At 67.7% G+C, this 18,532-nt stretch carries 18 protein-coding genes; 6 read left to right on the top strand and 12 right to left on the bottom strand.

Annotated features, from left to right (window positions below; translation table 11 throughout):
* Positions 1 to 129: 129 nt before the first annotated feature.
* The 4 genes from EV647_RS26080 to EV647_RS26065 form a co-directional block, all read right to left on the bottom strand.
* On the bottom strand, positions 130 to 957 hold the full coding sequence (locus EV647_RS26080; RefSeq protein ID WP_134007210.1) for a carbohydrate ABC transporter permease: 828 nt from the start codon (positions 955 to 957) through the stop codon (positions 130 to 132).
* Positions 954 to 1,892, bottom strand: coding sequence for a carbohydrate ABC transporter permease (locus tag EV647_RS26075; protein ID WP_202871140.1), 939 nt, complete (start codon positions 1,890 to 1,892; stop codon positions 954 to 956). Before EV647_RS26075 ends, EV647_RS26080 begins: the two co-directional genes overlap by 4 nt.
* 27 nt (positions 1,893 to 1,919) lie before the next feature.
* Entirely contained in the window at positions 1,920 to 3,317 is a 1,398-nt protein-coding gene (locus EV647_RS26070) for an extracellular solute-binding protein (protein WP_134007208.1), read from the bottom strand.
* Positions 3,318 to 3,511: 194 nt separating this feature from the next.
* The gene (locus tag EV647_RS26065) at positions 3,512 to 4,513 is read right to left on the bottom strand and encodes a hypothetical protein (protein WP_134007206.1); all 1,002 of its coding nucleotides are present in this window, start codon (positions 4,511 to 4,513) and stop codon (positions 3,512 to 3,514) included.
* A gap of 107 nt (positions 4,514 to 4,620) precedes the next feature.
* Here EV647_RS26065 and EV647_RS26060 point away from each other — a divergent pair, with 107 nt between their 5' ends.
* The 4 genes from EV647_RS26060 (at position 4,621) to EV647_RS26045 (ending at position 9,550) form a co-directional block, all read left to right on the top strand.
* Entirely contained in the window at positions 4,621 to 5,220 is a 600-nt protein-coding gene (locus EV647_RS26060) for a TetR/AcrR family transcriptional regulator (protein WP_134007204.1), read from the top strand.
* Positions 5,221 to 5,294: 74 nt separating this feature from the next.
* A complete protein-coding gene (locus tag EV647_RS26055) occupies positions 5,295 to 6,080 on the top strand; it encodes an ABC transporter ATP-binding protein (protein WP_134007202.1) in 786 nt (261 codons plus the stop codon).
* Positions 6,077 to 8,542, top strand: a complete 2,466-nt coding sequence (locus EV647_RS26050; protein ID WP_134007200.1) for an FtsX-like permease family protein — start codon at positions 6,077 to 6,079, stop codon at positions 8,540 to 8,542. The genes EV647_RS26055 and EV647_RS26050 overlap by 4 nt, the downstream gene beginning before the upstream one ends.
* A gap of 78 nt (positions 8,543 to 8,620) precedes the next feature.
* A complete protein-coding gene (locus EV647_RS26045) occupies positions 8,621 to 9,550 on the top strand; it encodes a phosphotransferase family protein (RefSeq protein WP_134007198.1) in 930 nt (309 codons plus the stop codon).
* Between the two features lie 47 nt (positions 9,551 to 9,597).
* Here the strand turns inward: EV647_RS26045 and EV647_RS26040 are convergent, their stop codons facing one another.
* The gene (locus EV647_RS26040) at positions 9,598 to 10,224 is read right to left on the bottom strand and encodes an NADPH-dependent FMN reductase (RefSeq protein ID WP_130383864.1); all 627 of its coding nucleotides are present in this window, start codon (positions 10,222 to 10,224) and stop codon (positions 9,598 to 9,600) included.
* Positions 10,225 to 10,285: 61 nt separating this feature from the next.
* Positions 10,286 to 10,948: a DedA family protein gene (locus EV647_RS26035; protein ID WP_134007196.1), complete on the bottom strand. Its 663-nt coding sequence runs from the start codon at positions 10,946 to 10,948 to the stop codon at positions 10,286 to 10,288.
* A 231-nt stretch (positions 10,949 to 11,179) separates the two neighbouring features.
* Between EV647_RS26035 and EV647_RS26030 the strand changes: the two genes are divergently transcribed.
* Complete coding sequence (locus tag EV647_RS26030) at positions 11,180 to 11,920, top strand: 6-phosphogluconolactonase (RefSeq protein ID WP_134007194.1); 741 nt, start codon at positions 11,180 to 11,182, stop codon at positions 11,918 to 11,920.
* On the opposite strand, the gene EV647_RS26025 is transcribed toward EV647_RS26030, so the two are convergent.
* Entirely contained in the window at positions 11,917 to 12,660 is a 744-nt protein-coding gene (locus EV647_RS26025; protein WP_134007192.1) for an SDR family NAD(P)-dependent oxidoreductase, read from the bottom strand. The two genes, EV647_RS26030 and EV647_RS26025, sit on opposite strands and share 4 nt — an antisense overlap.
* A 33-nt stretch (positions 12,661 to 12,693) precedes the next feature.
* Here EV647_RS26025 and EV647_RS26020 point away from each other — a divergent pair, with 33 nt between their 5' ends.
* Complete coding sequence (locus EV647_RS26020; RefSeq protein ID WP_134007190.1) at positions 12,694 to 13,254, top strand: TetR/AcrR family transcriptional regulator; 561 nt, start codon at positions 12,694 to 12,696, stop codon at positions 13,252 to 13,254.
* Between the two features lie 20 nt (positions 13,255 to 13,274).
* Here the strand turns inward: EV647_RS26020 and EV647_RS26015 are convergent, their stop codons facing one another.
* From EV647_RS26015 to EV647_RS25995, 5 genes are all read right to left on the bottom strand, one after another.
* Positions 13,275 to 13,895: an antibiotic biosynthesis monooxygenase gene (locus EV647_RS26015; protein ID WP_134007188.1), complete on the bottom strand. Its 621-nt coding sequence runs from the start codon at positions 13,893 to 13,895 to the stop codon at positions 13,275 to 13,277.
* A gap of 93 nt (positions 13,896 to 13,988) precedes the next feature.
* Positions 13,989 to 14,339: a VOC family protein gene (locus tag EV647_RS26010; RefSeq protein WP_134007186.1), complete on the bottom strand. Its 351-nt coding sequence runs from the start codon at positions 14,337 to 14,339 to the stop codon at positions 13,989 to 13,991.
* 3 nt (positions 14,340 to 14,342) lie between these two features.
* The gene (locus EV647_RS26005; protein WP_134007184.1) at positions 14,343 to 15,158 is read right to left on the bottom strand and encodes a MerR family transcriptional regulator; all 816 of its coding nucleotides are present in this window, start codon (positions 15,156 to 15,158) and stop codon (positions 14,343 to 14,345) included.
* Between the two features lie 91 nt (positions 15,159 to 15,249).
* Positions 15,250 to 16,620: a chitinase gene (locus EV647_RS43125; protein ID WP_134007182.1), complete on the bottom strand. Its 1,371-nt coding sequence runs from the start codon at positions 16,618 to 16,620 to the stop codon at positions 15,250 to 15,252.
* Positions 16,617 to 18,494 carry a ricin-type beta-trefoil lectin domain protein gene (locus EV647_RS25995; protein ID WP_134007180.1) on the bottom strand — a complete coding sequence of 626 codons (1,878 nt, stop codon included), beginning with the start codon at positions 18,492 to 18,494 and terminating at the stop codon, positions 16,617 to 16,619. Before EV647_RS25995 ends, EV647_RS43125 begins: the two co-directional genes overlap by 4 nt.
* Positions 18,495 to 18,532 lie beyond the last annotated feature (38 nt).

Raw genomic sequence — 18,532 nt, 5'->3', positions numbered from 1 at the left:
GGTTCAAGCGGTCAGCGGGCGATCATCCCCACACCACCAACCACCCGCCACGACCCGCACAGGTCGGCGGCGCCGGGCAAAGAACAGCCGCCGCGAAGGGGTGGGGGTTTCGCGGCGGCTGTTCTGTTGTCAGCCTTTGATGGCGCCGCCGAGGGCGAAGGCGCCGCCTAGTTTGCGGCTGAGGAGGAGGTAGAGGAGGAGGACGGGGGTGGTGTAGATGAGGGAGTACGCCGCCAGCTGCCCGTAGTTCGGTTCGCCGTACTGGCCGAAGAACGTGAAGATGCTGACCGATGCCGGCAACCGCTCCGGCGACAACAGGAGCATGAACGGGACGAAGAAGTTCCCCCACATGCCGATGAAGGTGAAGATCAGCACGACCGCGATCCCCGGCCACATCAACGGCAGCACGATCGCCCGCAGCGCGCGCATGTTCCCGGCGCCGTCGACCCAGGCCGCTTCCTCGAGCGAGATCGGTACGCCGTCCATGAACGTCTTCGTCAGCCAGATCGCGAACGGCAACGCACTCGTCGCCATGAACATGATCGTGCCGCCGAGCGTGTCGACCAGGTTCAGCTGTACGAACAACCCGTACACCGGCACCATCACCGCGGTGATCGGCAGCCCGGTGCAGAACAGCACCGTGAGCAGGAACGGCCGGTTGAACCGCGTCCGGAACCTCGACAACGGGTACGCCGCCAGCACCGCGCAGACCATCGTCAGCAACGCGGCCCCGCCGCACAGCACGATGCCGTTCAGCACCGGCCGGTACGTCGTGTCGGTGTTCAGCACCGCCTTGAAGTTCCCGAGCGTCGGATGCGTCGGGAACTCGACCCGCAGCCCCGCGGTCCGGTTGATCGACGCGAACAGCACCCACAGCAGCGGAAGCACGAACAGTACGCCGATGGCCAGCAGCACCAGGTTCGATGCCAGCTTGCTCATCTTGTCGCGGGCAATCACGCTGCCTCCGAGTTGAGTCCACGCAGGTAGATCAGCGAGAAGACCGCGCCGATCGCCAGCATCACCAACGCGATCGCGGTGCCGTAGCCGATCTGGGAGAAGCTGAACGCCTGCTCGTACATGTACAGCGGCAGCGTCTGGCTCTTGGTTCCCGGGCCGCCGCGGGTCATCGCGAAGATCAGGCCGAACACGCTCAGCGTCTGCAGCGTGATCAGCATCAGGTTGGTCATGATCGCGCGGGTGATCATCGGCAGCGTCACGAACGCGAGCCGCCGCCAGCCGCCCGCGCCGTCCATCTCGGCGGATTCCTCGATCTCCTTGGGAATCTCGCTCAGGGCGGCCGAGTACACCAGCATCGAGAACGCCGTACCGCGCCAGATGTTGGCCAGCGAGACCGCGATGATCGGTGCCGCGTACAACCAGTCCTGACCGGGCAGGCCGACCGCGCGCAGCATCACGTTCAGCGTGCCGTCGTCGTTGAAGAACGCGCTCAGCAGGTACGCCGCGACCACCTCGGGCAGCACCCACGCGCCGATCACCGCCGTACCGACGAAGTTCCGGACGACCTTGGTGGACTTGCGCATCAGCAGCGCGAGGCCGAGGCCGAGGCTGTTCTGCCCGATGATCGCCGAGATCAGCGTGAACACCAGGGTCAGCCAGATCGCGTTCGTGAACGCACCGCTGGAGAACGCCTTGCGGAAGTTGTCCAGGCCGACGAACTTCACGTTCGCCGCGCCGGTGCCGGTGAGCGCCATGTTGGTGAACGCGGCGTACACGCAGTAGAGGATGGGGCCGGCCAGGAAGACCAGCATGAGTCCGATCGCCGGCGACAGCGGCAGCATCCGGACCAGCTTGGCGGCCTTCGGCTTCCCGCTCCCTCCGGGGGACTTACCGGAGGGAGCGGTGGCCGAGGTGGGAGCGACGGTCGTCGTCACAGGGGAGATTTCCCTTCGAGCCGGGACCTACTGGCCGGTGCTCTGCGTCGTCGTCTTGTCCTTGCCGCCGACGATGCCTTCGACCGCCTGGTCGTAGTTCTTCGCGGCATTGTCAGGCGAGGTCTGACCGGTCATCACCGACTCCATCGCGGTGATGATCTCGTTCGAGACCTTCGGGTACTCCGGCAGCGCCGGCCGGTACACGGTCACCGACACCAGGTCGGTGAAGAACTGGGTGCTCGCCGACGAGGACTTGTACGCCGCGTCCGAGGCGACGTCCTTCCGTACGGCGATCTGAGCGCCGTCGGTGGCGTACTTCGCCGCGTTCTTCTGCGTCTGCAGGGTCTTGATGAAGTCCCAGGCCGCGTCGGGGTTCTTCGACTTGGCCGGGATCGCCCAGGTCCAGCCGCCGGAGAGGCTGACCTTGCCCTTGCCACTGCCGTCCTGGGTCGGCATCGCGGTCTGGCCGAGCACCGTGCTCCACTGCGGCCACGGCTTGGCGCCGGACTTCAGCCAGTTCCCGTAGATCCAGGAGCCGTCCAGGTCAATGGCGAGCTTCTGCTGCGGCAGCAGCTCGGTGCCGACCTTGCTGCCCATGTTCGGGCTGAGCGCGTCCTTCGGCGACGGCGCCAGGCCCTCGGAGAAGACGGTCTTGACGAAGTTCAGCGAGTCCTTGAAGCCCTGGCTGCCGACGACCCACTTCTTCTGGTCGTAGTTGTACAGGGTGTCCTTCGTGCCGTAGAGCAGCATCTCGAAGCCCTGCATCGCGGAGGCTTCACCCATCGGCTTGCCGGAGTACATGTTGAACGGGATCACGCCCGGCACCTTCTGCTTGATGGTGCGCGCCGCGCTGAGCACGTCGTCCCAGGTCTTCGGCTGCCAGTCGGCGGGCAGGCCGGCCTTGGCGAAGATCTGCTTGTTGTACCAGAGCGCCCGGGTGTCGGTGCCGTCCGGTACGCCGTAGGTCTTGCCGTCCTGACCGCGCGCCGCACCCTTGGCGGTGTCCTCGAACTGGCTCCACTGGTCCCACTTGGCGATGTAGTCGTCGAGCGGCTTCAGGTACCCCGCGGTGATGTCGGAGTTGATCAGGAAGGTGTCCTCGTAGACGATGTCCGGCGCCGTGTTCGGCGAGCGCATCATCAGCTGGATCTTGGTGTAGTAGTCGTTCTCGCTGGCAACGACCGGAACGATCTCGACCTGCGATCCAGGGTGCGCGGCTTCGTACTCGCTCTTCACGCCGGCGAGGAAGTTCTTCATCACGACGCCCGGGCCCCACTGCTGGTACGCGATCTTGATGTGCGCCGGACCGGAGCTCTGCGAGCTGCCGGCGTCCGGCTGCTTGGTCGTCGACCCCTGGCTGCAGGCCGTGACCGCCAGCAGCAGCGCGCTGGCCACGGCGGCCACTTTGAAACGTTTCCTAGACATCATTCAGGTCCACCTTCGGGCAATCGTTGTCATGCCGGTACCACGACCCAAACCCTGCGGGCTTTCCCGCGACCGTAGGAGCCTCGAATGGCCGAAGTCAATGCTTGACAGACAACGTTGTCGCCGCAGTCACGCGATAACGCGGCGACCGGAACGTAACGATCCGGTCACCGCGTTGCCATACCCCTACTTTGTCAGGCCGCGACGGCGGACGCCTCATGCCGAGCCGGTACGGCGCGTCCCCGAGAGCGCAGCGCGCCGAGCCCGCAGAGCAGGACTCCGGCGAGTAACCAGCACGCCAGTACGACGAGTGGCCGGGCAGCACCGGCGCCGTCGAAGAAGCTCACCGAGCGCAACGCCGTACCCGCGGCTCCGGGCGGCAGCAGCTGGCCCAGCGCGCCCCATCCGCTCGGCAGCATCTCCGGCGCGCTCGTCATGCCGGAGAGCGGATTGCCGAGCAGCATCATCACGGCGCCGCCGAGCGCGAGTCCCGCCGCACCGAGCAGCCACTCGAGGCCGAGCAGCGTGAGACTGATGGCCGCGATCGACGTCGCGATGACGCCTGCGTTGCCGAAGTAGCTGCCCTCGAGCGAGCCGAGCCAGTACTGCAGTACGGCGGCCAGTGCGAGCCCACCGGTGATCGCGAAGCTGACCGCGCCGACCATTCGTTGCGCACCGGATCGCACCAACTGGGTGAGCCCCGCGGCGGCGATGATCCCTCCGAGCACGAGCGGCAGCGCGCCGGCAGCGAGTCCCGCACCGCGCGGATCATCCTTCGGCAACGGCACGATGTCGGTCACCTTCGCCGGGTTCTCCGGGGACATCCGCGCCGACAACTGCGTCAGCACCTGCGCGACAGCGGGTCCGCCCGCGGAGGCGGTCAGTACCTCGGGCTGCGCCGCGTCCAGCACGATCGCGCCGTACGCGTCCCGGTCCTCGATCCGCTGCACGGCCGCCTGCCGATCCGGTACGGCGGTGATCTCGAAGCCACCGGGCATCGCCTTCTCGAGCGCGGCCTGGATCTGCGTGACCGCCGGCGCCGGACCGGACACCGCGAGCGGGACGTCCCGCGGTTCGGAGCGCGCGGACGGCCACGCGAAGGCGATCAGGAACACCGTGAGGACCGCGGTCAGCAGCGTGATGACGGCGATCAGGGGCGGCCGGCGACGTTCGGCCGCGTGCGCCTCAGTGGTCATGGTTGGTACTCCCTCGAGCATTAAAACCGAATGATCGTTCTTTATATCTCGAGCCTGGCAACGGCTCGGCGACTTGTCAAGAACGGACATTCGTTTATGATGCGAACGTGCCCAAGGTCACCGAGGAACACCGCCTGGCCCGTCGCGCGCAGATCGTCGCGGCGGCCCGCACCTGCGTGCTCGAGGAGGGCTTCCACAAGACGACGATGGCGGACGTGATCCGCGTGTCCGGGCTGTCCGCGGGCGCCGTCTACGGGTACTTCAAGAGCAAGGAGGAGATCGTCGGCGCGATCGCCGAGGACGCGCTCAGCACGATCGACGAGCTCTTCGGGAAGATCCTCGCCTCCGAGGAGCCGCTGACCCCGCTGGCGGCGCTCGAGGCCACCATCAAGCACGTCGTGACGGTCGCCGAGCGCCCCGGCGGCGACGTCACCCGGGTCGCGGTCCAGGCCTGGGCGGAGGCGCTGCGGAACCCGGCGATCATGGACACCGCCCGCGACAAGTACAGCCAGCTCCGCCGGAACTTCGAGGCCGTCGCCCGGCGCGCCCAGGCCGACGGAACGGTCGACTCCGACGTCGCGCCGGAACACGTCGCCCAGGTGATGCTGGCCCTGATCCCGGGATTCGTGCTCCAGCGGCTGATCATCGGCGACGTCACACCGGAGAGCTATCTCGACGGACTCCGCGCGCTGCTCCGTCCGGCTTAGGTGGACTTTCGTCCACCCTGTACGGCGGTCCAGCACCATGGGTCGGTACGCCGCTGATCCGTAGCGTCAGCGGCATGAAGAAACGGACGCAGGAAGCAGCCGACGGGACCGGGTACTCGGTCGTCCTGCAGGAGGTACGACGGGTCTACGGCCGTGGCGGAAACGCCGTCACCGCCCTCGACGGGATCTCGATGAAGTTCGCCCCCGGCACCTTCACCGCGGTGATGGGTCCGTCCGGATCGGGCAAGAGCACCTTCCTGCACTGCGCGGCGGGACTCGACCGGCCGACGTCCGGCAGTGTCTCCATCGACGGCCAGCCGCTCGCCGGACTCAGCGAGCGCAGGCTGACCGAGCTCCGGCGGGAGCGGATCGGCTTCGTGTTCCAGTCCTTCAACCTGCTCCCCGCACTGACCGTCTGGCAGAACGTATGCCTGCCGCAGGAGCTCGACGGGCGCCGCGTGAACAAGGCCGCCGTACGCCAGGTGCTGGAGCGCGTCGGTCTCGCCGACCGGTCCAAGCACCGCCCGGGCGAGCTGTCCGGCGGTCAGCAGCAGCGGGTCGCGATCGCCCGCGCGCTCGTCGCGCGGCCGGCCGTGATCTTCGCCGACGAGCCGACCGGCGCCCTCGACACCCAAACCGCTGCCGACGTCCTCGAGCTCCTGCGCGAGCCGGTGCGGACCCAGGGCCAGACGGTCGTCATGGTCACCCACGACCCGGTCGCCGCGTCGTACGCCGACCAGGTGGTCTTCCTCGCCGACGGTGCGCTCGCCGGCAGCCTGACCGCCCCGACCGCCGAAGCGGTCGCCGACCGGATGACCCACCTCGGCGCACGCTCGGCCCTGCAGGCGGTGGCGGGATGATGCGCCTCGCCCTCCGCACCTTGCGCCATCGCAAGAGCGGATTCATCGCCACGTTCATCGCGGTCGTCTTCGGTACGGCGATCGTGATGGCCTGTGGCGGCCTGATGGAGACCGGTATCCGTTCCAACGTGGAGCCGCAACGCCTCGCGGGCGCGTCGCTCGTTGTCACCGGCAAGCAGTCCCATCTCCGCCCCGGCGTCGAGGACGCCACTCCCCTGACAGAACGCGTCGGCGTACCTGTCGACCTGCTCGTCAAGATCCGTTCTGTACAAGGCGTTTCGTCCGCTGTCGGCGACTATACGTTCACGACCATCGGTCCTTCTGTTGCTGAGGGCCACAACTGGCCAAGCGCGTCCCTCGCTCCCTATCACCTGAGTGCCGGACGCGCACCTCGGTCCGGCGAGGTCGTCGTTCCGACCGGGAAGCCGGGCGAGCAACTGACCCTCCTGATCAACGGCGAGCCGAAGACCTTCACCGTCAGCGGCATCGCGCCGCAGGCCTCCGGTCACGCCTTCTTCTCCGACCACGACGCCGCGCAACTCGTCCGCAACCCGGTCCGCTTCGCCGATGTCGGCGTACTGGTTGCTCCTGGCACCGACATCTCCGCGGTCAAGGACCGGTTGGAAGAGGTCGACGGGAACCTGGCCGTCCGTGCGGGAGTCGACCGCGGCCTCGCGGAACACCCCGACGCCGAATCACACCGTACGGCGTTGATCGCGATCGCCGGCTCGTTCGGCGGGATCGCGGTGATGACGATGATGTTCGTGGTCGCGTCCACATTGGCGCTCGCCGCGCAGCACCGGGAGCGTGAGTTCGCACTGCTCCGCGGGATCGGCACGACGCCCGGTCAGGTACGGCGGATGATCCTCGGCGAGGCGCTCATGGTCGCGCTGCCGGCCGTCGTCCTCGGATGCCTGCCAGGGATCTTCCTCGGTCAATTCCTGTTCGATCAGCTCAGTGCGCACGGCGTCGCCTCGCCGGTCATCGAGTTTTCGCAGGGGTGGATCCCGTTCGCGGCCGGTGCCGGTGCCGCGGTCCTCGCGGCGATCGGCGCAGGCCTGATCGCAGCGCGGAAGTCGGCGAAGATCAAGCCGGTCGAAGCGCTGGTCGAGGCTTCGTTGCAGCGGAAATGGTTCAGCTGGATCCGGTTGCTGTTCGGTCTCCTGTTCCTCGGTGGCGGGATGGCGTTGCTGATCGTCACCGCGACGGTGATGTCCGGTCCGCTCGCCGCATCGACCGCCGGTCCGTCCATCCTGTGCTGGGCGATCGGTGTCGCGGTGCTCGGGCCGTTCTGGACCAAGGCGGTGCTGGGGATCTGGCGCTGGCCGGTCCAGGCCCTGACCCGGGTGAACGGCCGGCTCGCGATCCGCAACCTGTCGGCGCGTTCGGTCGCGCTGTCGGCCGCGGCGATGCCGGTGATGCTTGCCGTCGGCATCTCGACCGCCAACTTGTACATGCAGACCACGCAGGTGCACGCATCCTCGGAGGCGTTCACGCGGGATCTGCGTGCGGACGCCGTACTGGTGTCGGATGCCGGTCTCTCGCCGACAGTACTCTCGCAGGTTCGGGCCGTGCCTGGCGTGGCGAGTGCTTCGGCGTTCGTCCGCAGCATGGGTGCGGTGGATGAGCCTCGTAAGGCTCCGTTCGACGAGGACGGCGCGCCGGTGATCGGCGTGGATGCGCAGGGCGCGAACGGCACGGCGCCGGTTCGGTTGACGAGCGGATCGCTGGCCGGCCTCACCGGGGCGACCGCGGCGGTGCCGGAGTACATGGCGAGCAAGACCGGTCATGGCGTCGGGTCCGACATCACGATGACGTTGGGCGACGGGACCACGGTGAAGCTGCGGGTGATCGCGACGTTTGCGGCCGAGCGCGGGTACGAGACGATCATCCTGCCCGCCTCGCTGGTCGCGGCACACACGACGGACGGGTTGACCAAGCAGATCTTGGTACGGGCCGCACCGGGCGCCGACGTACGACCGGGTCTGGCCAAGCTCGCTGCAGCCCATCCAGGTGTCCAGGTCGCCGATCGCAGCACGCTGGTCGCCTCGAACGTCGAGGACCTGCAGACACAGGCATGGATCAACTACATGCTCGTCGGCATGCTGATCGCCTACACCGCGGTCTCGGTCGTCAACACCCTCGTATCCACCACGTTGCGCCGCCGTCGAGAGTTCGCCCTGCAACGGCTGACCGGCTCGACCCGCTTCCAGGTGCTCCGCATGCTGACCACCGAAAGCACCCTGGTCACCCTCACCGGCGTCACCCTCGGCACCGCAGTCGCCCTGGCCTGTCTCCTCCCCTTCTCCGCGAAGGTCTCCAACGACGCCCTGCCCACGGGCCCGATCTGGATCTACCTCGTCGTAGTGGGCGCAGCCGCTCTACTGACCTTCGGCTCAACCCTCATCCCAGCAACCACTGCCCTCCGCCACGCCCCCACCCAACCCACCTACTCGGATTGACCGCCGGCTTTCCGGAAGATTGTTGCCACCCAGCGCAAACTTTCCTCCAGAAAGCCGCTCTCGTGATGGGATGGACGGATGAGGTGGTTGGCCGAGGGGTCTTCGGAGGCGGTTGCAGACGCATTGCGAGTGGTTGCTCCGGAGCTGAGCGGGCACGAGGTTGTCGTTCGGGAGACGCTGGGCGAGGAAGATCCACAGTGGTGGGCCGCCAGCGCGATGGTCGGGGACCAGTACGTCGTGAAGTTCGCGTGGTCCCAACCCGCAGCACTCCGGGTCGCCCACGAGATCGGCGTACTGGCAGCACTGGCGAACGAATCTGGTGTTCCGTTCCTCCCGGAGGTCACTGCCAGCAGCACCGATCCCGTACTGCTGGTGACCAGGCGCGTTCCCGGTACGGCGTTGTTCGACATCGTCGACTCGATCGACCGTGATCACGCCGGCCGGCAGCTCGCGATCTTTCTGGCCGGCCTGCACCAAGCCTTCGAGCGGGCCGACCACCTCGTCGGCGGCCAACAGCCCGTATTGCTACCACCCGCGACCACTCAGACGATCCGCGCCGGCATCGGGCCGTGGATCCGGCCGGACCAGGTCGATTCGGTGATGCGCTGGTGCGATTGGACCGACGACATCCTCGCCTCGCCCGCGCCGACAGTACTGGCGCACGGAGATCTCCATGGTGGGAACCAGGTCTGGCAGGGCGATGAGCTCCGCGTGGTGATCGACTTCGAAACAGTCGGCACGGCCGAGCCGGAGTACGACCTCCGTGCCTTCCCAGGCACCGGACCAGGCGTCGAACTTTTACAGGCGACCATGAATCACTACCAACAGATCTCCGGCCGCAACCTGTCTCCTGAACGCGTCATGGCGTGGCATCTGCGCACCGCACTCGGCGACGCCCTGTGGCGGAGCGAAGCCGGCGTACCGCTCCCGGATCATCGAACCCCGATCGCCTGGATCGACGACCTCGCCGCCCGCTTCAGCGCCCTCCGCATCCACCCGGCCAGTTGAACGTGATCAGCCTCCCACCGCACGACACGTGAGGAGCCAGGTTTGCGCTAGCGGGCGGGGGTTGGTTCGGCTACTGGCTGGAGGGCGATTGTGGTGGCCTGGACGATGCCGGCGTTGTCGCGGATCCAGCCCGACAGCACGACCTGCAGGTCCTCGAGATCGCGCTCCTCCAGAATCACCCCGGGCACCGGAACGCTCGCACCCAACTCCGCCAGCACCGGACGGATGTGCTGATCAGCCAGCAGCTTGTGGCTCGGCGCCGCCGACACCGTCACCGGGACGACCACGGAGCCTGCCAGCGCAGAAGGTCGCAGGACGTCGAGGAAGCTCTTCAACAGCCCGGTATAGCTGCCCTTGTAGACCGGAGTCGCGACAACGATCACCGACGCCGACGACACCAGATCGACCGCACTCTCCAACGCCGCCTGCGCCTCGGCACCGGCCTGCTCGCCCTGGAAGATGGCCGGGGCGATCGTCACCAGGTCGATCAGCTCGTCGATCCGGTACGGCGTACCGAGCTCGGAGGCAAGCAACTCCGCGACGGACGCCGCCGCGGCCGCTGTCCGCGACCCGGCCCGCGGATTGCCCACCAGGGTGACCACCGACTGCGGCCAGACCGGCGGCTCTTGCGCACCTTGGGGCACGACCTGCGACTCGAACGCGACTGACGGCATCTGACCCATCTCCTGAAAACCTCGACGGCAACTCCCCCGAGCGTAGTCAAAGTCGAGCCGCTTACTGGACTTTCTCAGAATCCGAACGCCGGGCCCGCAGCTTCGCCACGACGAACCACCCGACCGCGGCCACCGCCGCGGCGATCACCACCTTCTGGAACACCCCGACCGACGACTCCACCACATGCCACCGCTCGCCGAGCTGGTAGCCGGCCAGGATCAGCAGCGAGTTCCACACCAGGCTCCCGACGGCCGTCAGCGGGAGGAACAGTGCGACCGGCATCCGCTCGACCCCGGCCGGGACCGAGATCAGGCTGCGAACCACCGGGACCAGCCGCCCGATCAGCACCGCCTTCGCTCCGTGCCGGGCGAACCAGTCCTCGGCCTTGTCGACGTCCCGCAGCTTCACCAGCGGCAGCTTCGCGGCAAGCGCCCGCGTCCGGTCCCGCCCGAGCGCCGCGCCCACGCCGTACAGCGCGAGCGCACCCACGACCGACCCGAGCGTGGTGAACAGGATCGCGGCGACCAGCCCGAGATCACCCCGCGCGGCCGCGAACCCGGCCAGCGGCAGGATCACCTCACTCGGCAACGGCGGAAACAGGTTTTCCAACGCCACCGCAAGCCCCGCCCCTGCCGGCCCCAACCGCTCCATGAGGTCGATCGCCCACCCGGCCACCCCACCCGTCGGCTCCTGCACCGCACCCGTCAGCACCTGATTCGTCATACCCACGACGCTATTTCCGCGGACAAGCCGACACACTCCAGCCACCCACCGACCCAACCTCCGGCAAACCACCGCCCCACCCGGGGGCTAACCCCCGGGTCGCCGGGTCTGCGGATGTGGGCACCCCCGCCGGGGACGGGGAACTAGCTATTGCCTGTTCCCGGTCCCCGGCGCTGGTTCGCAGTCCGGCAGGGCGCGGCGGTAGTGCGGAGAGTGTGCGAGCCTTTCTCCATGACTGTTGAGCATGCTCCTCGGGTCGTCACCTGTTCGGACCGCGCGGAGCTCGGGCGCGCTGCGAGCGCCGCTGCCGCCGAGCGGCTGAGGAAGGCGATCGCCGCGACTGGGCGGGCGCGCGTCATGCTGGCCGCCGCGCCGAGCCAAAAAGCCACCCTGGCCGCCCTCGCCGCCGAACCGGACCTCGACTGGAGCCGGGTCGAGTGCTTCCACATGGACGAGTACGTCGACCTGAAGCCCGACGCACCGCAGTCGTTCCGCAACTGGCTGCGCCGGAACTTCCTCGACAAGGTGCCACAGGCAACGTTCCACCCACTCGCCCCCGAGGACGGCCCGGACACCTACGCGCAACTGATGGGCGACGACCCGTTCGACCTCGTACTGTTCGGCCTCGGCGTCAACGGCCACCTGGCGTTCAACGATCCCCCCGCCGACTTCAACGACCCGGAAGCCACGAAACGCGTCGCGCTCGACGAGACCAGCCGCCGGCAGCAGGTCGACGAGGGCAACTTCCCGGCGCTCACCGACGTACCGACCCACGCGGTCACCGTGACCATCCCCCGCCTGCTGAACGCACACGCACTGATCGGCTCGGTCCCCGGATCCGTCAAACGCCAAGCTGTCCAGGACACTCTCACGCGACCGATCGGCCCCGATTACCCCGGTACGGCGCTGCGCACGCACCCCGACGTACAACTCTTCCTGGACACCGGGTCGACGCCGGGCTCAACCCCCTAGCCGACCCCGAGGTGCAGACCACCGGACGCGTCCACGACCTGTCCGGTGATCCACCGCGCCGCGGGTGACGCAAGGAACGCGACCACCTCCGCGACATCATCGGCGCTGCCCAACCGCCCCAGCGCCGTGTGCGCGACGATCAGCTCGGACAACCCGGGAGCCTCGAAGATCGCCCCGTTCGCCTCGGTCCGGGTCGCACCGGGAGCCACGGCGTTCACGGTGATGCCCCGCGCACCCAACTCCTGCGCCAACGCGAGAGTCATCGTCTCCAACGCACCCTTGGTCATCGCGAACGAGGTCTGGGCCGGGTTCGCCATCCGGGTCGCGACCGACGAGATCGACACGATCCGGCCGTCGTCGGACAGGATCGGCAGCAACCGCTGGATCAGGAAGTACGGCGCCCGCACGTTGACCGCCATCAACCGGTCGAACGCTGCCTCCGTGTCCGCACCGATCGGGCCCGCCGGCGACGCCGCCGCGTTGTTCACGAGCACATCCAGCCGCCGCCCGGCCAGCCCCGCAACCAACTGGTCGACGACGAGCTCCGCATCCCCAGGCACCCCAAGCTCGGCCCCGATCACGAACCCACGACCGCCGATCCGCGAGAGCGTCTCCTCCGCACCGGCCTTGTCCTGGTGATAGTGCACGGCCACCTCGGCACCCGCCGCGGCCAGCCGTCCCGCGATCGCCCGCCCGATGCCCCGGGAGGCACCCGTCACCAATGCCACCTTGCCGTTCATGTTAGAAACTATCATGTTGTTAGTATCTACCATATGAACTTGAGAGACCGCCAGCGCGCCGACACCCGGCAGCGCATCCAGCGGCAGGCGCTCCGCCTGTTCACCGACCGTGGGTACGACGCGACCACGGTGAACGATGTCGCCGACGCAGCCGGTGTCTCGGCGATGACGGTCTACCGGAACTTCCCCACCAAGGAAGATCTGGTCCTGTACGACGACTTCGACCAGCTGACCGCGAGCACGCTCACCGAGCTGCCCGCGACGGGGTCACTCACCGACCGCATCGGCCGTACCGTCCTGACGATCCTCGACCTGGCCGCCACGAACGAGCACGACCTACTGCTAGCGCGACTCCGGCTGATGATCTCGACTCCGGCGCTGCAAGCCCGCCACCTGGACAGCCAGTACCGGTTGCAAGAGGCCTTCGTCAGCGCGATCGACCCTTCCCTCGAGTACGGCGCCCGCGCTGCCGCGAGCGCCGTACTGGGGGTGACTCACACCGCCTTGCTCCGTTGGGCCGCCGACGACGGCGAGCCCGATCTGGCCGATCTGTTCCGCGAGGCGTTCACGGCCGCATTCGGTCACGCACCATGACCGGATCACACCGTGACCGATCAGGTCAGCTCAGGGACTCGTAAATGGGCGATGGCGAGCTCGAACTCACCGACGTCCAGCATCTCGGCGCCGGCGTCCTTCGCGGTCGAGGCACGCATCGAGGCCGCCGCTTCCCGGCTGCCGTCCAGCGTCTCGTGGCTGTCGTAGGTGACCGACGAGACCGCCCGGCCGGACGCCCGGTCGACCAGCAGGCTCGCGCTGCAGAACCCGGCCAGGTCCTCCAGCCTCGGCAGTGAGGCGAGCTTGTAGACGTCGATCGCCCGGTCGAGGTTCGCGGGGTCGACCTTCACCCAGGTGGCCCGGACGCACGCGCCGGCCACCGAACGGTGATCACGGTGCAGTACGGCGATCTCCCACTCCTGCACCATCGGACTGCCGCCGAGCTCCGCGGCGATCCGCTCCCGGACCGGCTGCAGTTCTTCGTCCGTGGCCCGCATCGCCTCCTCGGACTGCCAGGCGCTGGTGGTGATGCAGCGGCCCGACTCGCGGTCGACAAGCATGGACAGGCCGATACAGCCGTCCATCCCCATCAGCATGGGCATCACCTCGTCGCGCACCCGCGCGACGCCGGCGTCGATCGACGCCGGGGCGGCATTGATCGTGGTGGAACGCGCGTACACGATCCACCCCCCTTACGCTCAGGGCAGCGCCCGGGCGGCGCCGCCGGACACTTCTCACCCTCCTCCCGGAACAGGTGCCTGGCAAGGCCAAGTTCAGTGGTGCTCAGCCACGTCGAAGACGTTGCCTTCGGGGTCCGCGAGGGTGATCCAGTGGGTGCCGTACTCGTTGTGTTCGTCGAGCCGCTTGGCGCCCAGTCCGACCAGGCGGTCGACCTCGGCGGACCAGTCCGTGGCGGTCAGGTCGACGTGCAGGCGGTTCTTGCCGTTGCGCGGCTCCGGGACCTGGAGGAACATCAGCGTCGGCCCGGCCGCGGCCCGGTTCACGGTCGCGAAGAACTGGTTGCCATCAGCATCGACCTCGGTCGACAGCACGCCGGCCCAGAAGGTGGCGAGCGCCTGCGCGTCGGCGCAGTCGAAGGCGATGTTCTCGAGCGTTACGGACATGGTTCAGCCTTTCAGCACAGGGATCCGCCGGATCGGCCAGCAGACCTCGGTTCGGTAGTCGGCCGGATCGGGGACATCCCCCGGGCCGATGGGGTACAACTCACGGATCGGTCCCGGCGCCACCTCGCAGTACTCCGCGACATGGCTGCCGAGCGCGCCGTACGTACGGTCGAAATCGGTCATCGGGCCGGCGTGCACGGCGATCGCGAAGTAGCCGCCGGGCAGGTCGACGAGCTCGACCCCGTCGGCCGGCGGCTGGTCCGGCGCGACCGGGAGGAAGGTCACCACCTCACCCGCGTCGTCGGTGAAGAACTCGTCGCTGTACGTCGCTCCCGAGGTCGCCCGGATGTCACCGGCGACGGCGCCGAGCTTCCCGAACGCGTACTCGCACCACGGCCCGATCTCGTCCCGCACGACGTGCCCGGTCACGCCGTACGCACGGAACGGCGGAATGAACCGGTACTGCACGTCGAGCACCGGCCGGCCGGGGGTCAGCAGTTCACGCAGCGACGTGACGACGTCTCGCGTATGGGCGAGCTCCTGCTCCATCCGCTCGAGATGAGCGCGCAATGTCTCTTCCCGGGCCGGACCGTCGGACGCCTCGACCACCGCCCGGACGTCCGGCAGCGGCATCCGCAGTTCCCGCAGCCGCCGGATCAGCAATGCGGTATCGACCTGATCGGTCCCGTAGCGCCGATAGCCGGACGAAGCGTCGATCGCGACCGGCGCGAGCAGGCCGATGTCGTGGTAGTGGTGCAGGGTTTTCACACTCAGATGCGTCAGGCGGGAGAACTCCCCCACCGTCACCGTCGCCGTCATGCGACAAGCTTCCACCCTCCGGTAGCCGGAGGGTCAAACCCGAAACTGCCCGCCTGGAAGATCCAGGCGGGCAGTTGCCGTACGAAGGGGGTCAGCCTCGGTAGCGGCCGATCACCTTCGAGAAGTCCCACGGGTTCTGGGAGACGCCGGAGCAGGTGTCGGCGCCGCCGCCCGTGCACGGACGGTCGCGGTTCACCGACCAGAACGTGAACCGGGCCAGGTGGTGCTCGGACGCGTAGGACAGCATCGACTCGAAGTCCGACAGGTTGACGCGCTCACCGGCCACGTCGGTGATGCCGTTCATCGACGAGATGCCGATCTTCCGGTACGCCGCGTCGTCGGTCAGCCCGTACGCCGCCTTGACCCGGTTCTTCAGCCCGTCGGCCGCCTGCCGGGTCAATGTGCCCATGTTGGTCGACCCGCCGCCGAAGTCGAACGGCATGATCACCCAGCCGTCCAGGTTCAGCCCCGAGTTCGCACCCCGCTGGATCAGGTCCTGACCGTTCCCGTCCGGCCCGGACGTCGTGGTGCCGAACGTCAGGTACGTCGCGATTCCCGGGTTGTTCTGCTCGACGATCTTGAGCGCGTCGACGACCTTCTGCCGGACGGCCGCCTGCGAGAACTCCTGGTCCTCGATGTCGACGTCGATCGCCTTCAGCGACAGCGCGTTGATCACCTTCTGGTACGCCGCCGCAAGCTCAGTCGCCGTACCGCAACTCTGCCCGAGCTTGTTGCCGGACCAGCCGCCGACCGAGACCACGACGTCACCGCCGTTGGACCGGATCGTGTTGATCGCCTGCTGGTCGACGCCACCGGTCAGCGGCCGGTTCCCGTCCCACTGCGGGTTGCAGTACCCGTTGGACAGGATGAACGCCATCGTGAACCACTTCACGCCGGCCGCGTTCATCACGGTCGCCGGGTTCGGCGGCTCACCCCAGCCCTGATAGAGGTACGGCGCCGCCGCCATCGGCGCACCGCCCGTCGGAGGAGGCCCGCCGTCCGCGGGCGGCACGTTCCACTTCTGGTTCGCCGCACCGGTGCAGGTCCACAGCTGCAACGGCGTACTGTTCGCCGAGTTGTTGCCGGTGACATCGAGGCACTTGTTGGCCTGAGGGTTCACGAGGTCACGGCCGGACGTGTACGTCCACTGCTGCGCCGCGGACCCGTTGCACGTCCACAGCTGCACCTTCGCACCGTTGGCCACCGAACCGCCTGACACATCCAGGCACTTGCCGAGAGCCCGTAAGGTCCCGTCACTCGATCGGCTCCACTGCTGCGCAGCTGTCCCGTTGCAGTCGTACAGCTGGACCGCCGTACCGTCTGCGGAGTTGGCGCCGGCCACGTCCGCGCACTTCCCCGCGAGACCGGTGATCGTCCCGGTCGCCGCCTGTGCGGGACTCGCCATCGTCAAGAGCCCGCCGCCGAGCACGAGAGCCGCGGCGGCCGCCGCCACGCGCTTCATGACACTGTCCACTTCTGGTTGGCCGCGCCGGTGCACGTCCACAGCTGCAACGGGGTGCCGTTGGCCGAGGTGTTGTTCGTGACGTCGAGACACTTGTTCGCCTGTGGATTCACCAGGTCTCTCCCACTCGTGTAGGTCCATTGCTGGGCGGCACTGCCGTTGCACGAATAGATCTGTACCTTCGCGCCGTTCGCGACGGAGCCGGCGTTGACGTCGAGGCACTTGCCGAGGGCGCGAATCGTCCCGTCACCAGGACGGGACCACTGCTGGGCCGTCGTACCGTTGCAGTCGTACAACTGCACCGCCGTACCGTCCGCGGAGTTGGCGCCCGCGACGTCCATGCACTTGCCGGCCAGACCAGTGATCTGACCACTGGTCCCGCCACCACCACTCTGCGAGCCGGACCAGGTGAAGGTCGCCGATGTCTTGGTCGGCAGCGTGTAGACGAACGACTGCGAACCCCAGTTCACCCGCACGGACTGCGAGCTACCCGTGGTGTTGAAGGCGATCAGGGCCTTGGAGCCGTCCGGGTTCTTCCAGGCCACGTTCTTCACCGAACTGTTCGCGGTCGAGTCGATCCGCAGCGCTCCCGGCTTCACGAACTTCGTCAGGTGGCCCATCGTGTAGTACTCGACGGTCTTGGTGACCTGACCGCGCTGGCTGTCGTTGCGGTGCACGGTGACGAGACCGGTGCAGACGTTGCAGCCGGCGCCGACGTACGGCAGGTGGTTCTCGTCCAGGGCGATGCCCCACTTGACCCACGACTTGTCCCAGTTGCGGGTGTAGTCGATCAGGTTGTTCATGTCCTCGACCTGCTGGTTCGCGATCCATGTACCGCCGGAGTGCTCGGTCATGTACGCGTTCACGCCCGGGTACTGGTTGTGCACCTGGGTCTGCAGGTTCACGTCGCCGCCGTACCCGTGCCAGGCGATGCCGCCGAAGTTCGGGTCGTTGCGCAGGGCGGCGTCCGCGATCGGGACCGAGCCGAGGTCGTTGTAGTTGCCCCAGTTGTAGTCGAGGATCAGCACCTTCGTGGTCAGCCCGGCCGCGTGCAGCGCCGGCAGCAGGTTGTTCTTGGTGAACTCGAGCAGGCCGGAGCCGTTCCAGTTCATCGACGCGTAGCCGGTCGAGTCCGAGCCGCAGCACGTCGGTTCGTTCTGCACCGAGATGTAGTCGATGTGGTTGCCGTGGGCCTCGTTCTGCTGCAGGTACTTGACGAAGTACTGCGCGTACGTCGGCGCGTACTCCCACTTCAGCCAGCCGCGGTGGACGAAGTCGTTGTTGTCCTTCATCCAGGCCGGCGCGCTCCACGGCGAACCCATGACTTTCAGAGCAGGGTTGAGCTGCCGGGCCTGCTTGGTGAGCGGTACGACGTCCGCGAGGTCGTGCTGGATGCTGAAGTCGTTCAGGTCGCAGCACGTGTCGTCGTACGAGTAGTTGAAGCGGGCGAGGTCGGACGCGCCCATCGGGTTCCGGACGAAGGCGAGGCCGATCCCGTTGACCGGGTCGAACAGGTCCTTCATCACCTGGTCGCGGGTCGCGGCCGAGATCACGTTGCTGCTGTTCAGCAGCCATGCCGAACTGTCGGCGAACGACGCACCGCCGCCCTCGAAGGACTGGTACGTCGTGTTCTCGTTGACGGTGATGGTCTGGTTCGCAGTGCCGCCGGCCGGACCGAAGTTCACCGGCGTCTGCGGCTGCAGACCGCGGGTCACGTTCTGACCGGCCGCGTCGTTGGTGGTGGTCAGCCAGATGTTGACCTGTTCACCCGCGGCGGTCGAGCCGGCAGCGGGTGGAGCGGTACCGAAGCCGAGCCCGGCGGCGGCCACGCAGAGCGCGGCGACCGCCACCGGCAGGAGATGTTTGGCAGGCATGGGGCGGTTCTCCCTTGTTGCGGTATCCCTTTAGATAC

The organism is Kribbella sp. VKM Ac-2566 (assembly GCF_004366005.1).
GTDB classification, from domain to species: Bacteria; Actinomycetota; Actinomycetes; order Propionibacteriales; family Kribbellaceae; genus Kribbella; species Kribbella pratensis.
The sequence above is the reverse complement of the archived record's forward strand: the minus strand, read 5'-3'. Positions and strand labels throughout refer to the sequence as shown.

Bases quoted from the DNA above. Each gene is read 5' to 3' on its own strand.
- EV647_RS26070 (WP_134007208.1), bottom strand. From the start codon at position 3,317: ATGTCTAGGAAACGTTTCAAAGTGGCCGCCGTGGCCAGCGCGCTGCTG.
- EV647_RS26065 (WP_134007206.1), bottom strand. From the start codon at position 4,513: ATGACCACTGAGGCGCACGCGGCCGAACGTCGCCGGCCGCCCCTGATC.
- EV647_RS26055 (WP_134007202.1), top strand. From the start codon at position 5,295: ATGAAGAAACGGACGCAGGAAGCAGCCGACGGGACCGGGTACTCGGTC.
- EV647_RS26050 (WP_134007200.1), top strand. From the start codon at position 6,077: ATGATGCGCCTCGCCCTCCGCACCTTGCGCCATCGCAAGAGCGGATTC.
- EV647_RS26045 (WP_134007198.1), top strand. From the start codon at position 8,621: ATGAGGTGGTTGGCCGAGGGGTCTTCGGAGGCGGTTGCAGACGCATTG.
- EV647_RS26040 (WP_130383864.1), bottom strand. From the start codon at position 10,224: ATGCCGTCAGTCGCGTTCGAGTCGCAGGTCGTGCCCCAAGGTGCGCAA.
- EV647_RS26035 (WP_134007196.1), bottom strand. From the start codon at position 10,948: ATGACGAATCAGGTGCTGACGGGTGCGGTGCAGGAGCCGACGGGTGGG.
- EV647_RS26030 (WP_134007194.1), top strand. From the start codon at position 11,180: ATGACTGTTGAGCATGCTCCTCGGGTCGTCACCTGTTCGGACCGCGCG.
- EV647_RS26025 (WP_134007192.1), bottom strand. From the start codon at position 12,660: ATGAACGGCAAGGTGGCATTGGTGACGGGTGCCTCCCGGGGCATCGGG.
- EV647_RS26020 (WP_134007190.1), top strand. From the start codon at position 12,694: ATGAACTTGAGAGACCGCCAGCGCGCCGACACCCGGCAGCGCATCCAG.
- EV647_RS26010 (WP_134007186.1), bottom strand. From the start codon at position 14,339: ATGTCCGTAACGCTCGAGAACATCGCCTTCGACTGCGCCGACGCGCAG.
- EV647_RS26005 (WP_134007184.1), bottom strand. From the start codon at position 15,158: ATGACGGCGACGGTGACGGTGGGGGAGTTCTCCCGCCTGACGCATCTG.
- EV647_RS43125 (WP_134007182.1), bottom strand. From the start codon at position 16,620: ATGAAGCGCGTGGCGGCGGCCGCCGCGGCTCTCGTGCTCGGCGGCGGG.
- EV647_RS25995 (WP_134007180.1), bottom strand. From the start codon at position 18,494: ATGCCTGCCAAACATCTCCTGCCGGTGGCGGTCGCCGCGCTCTGCGTG.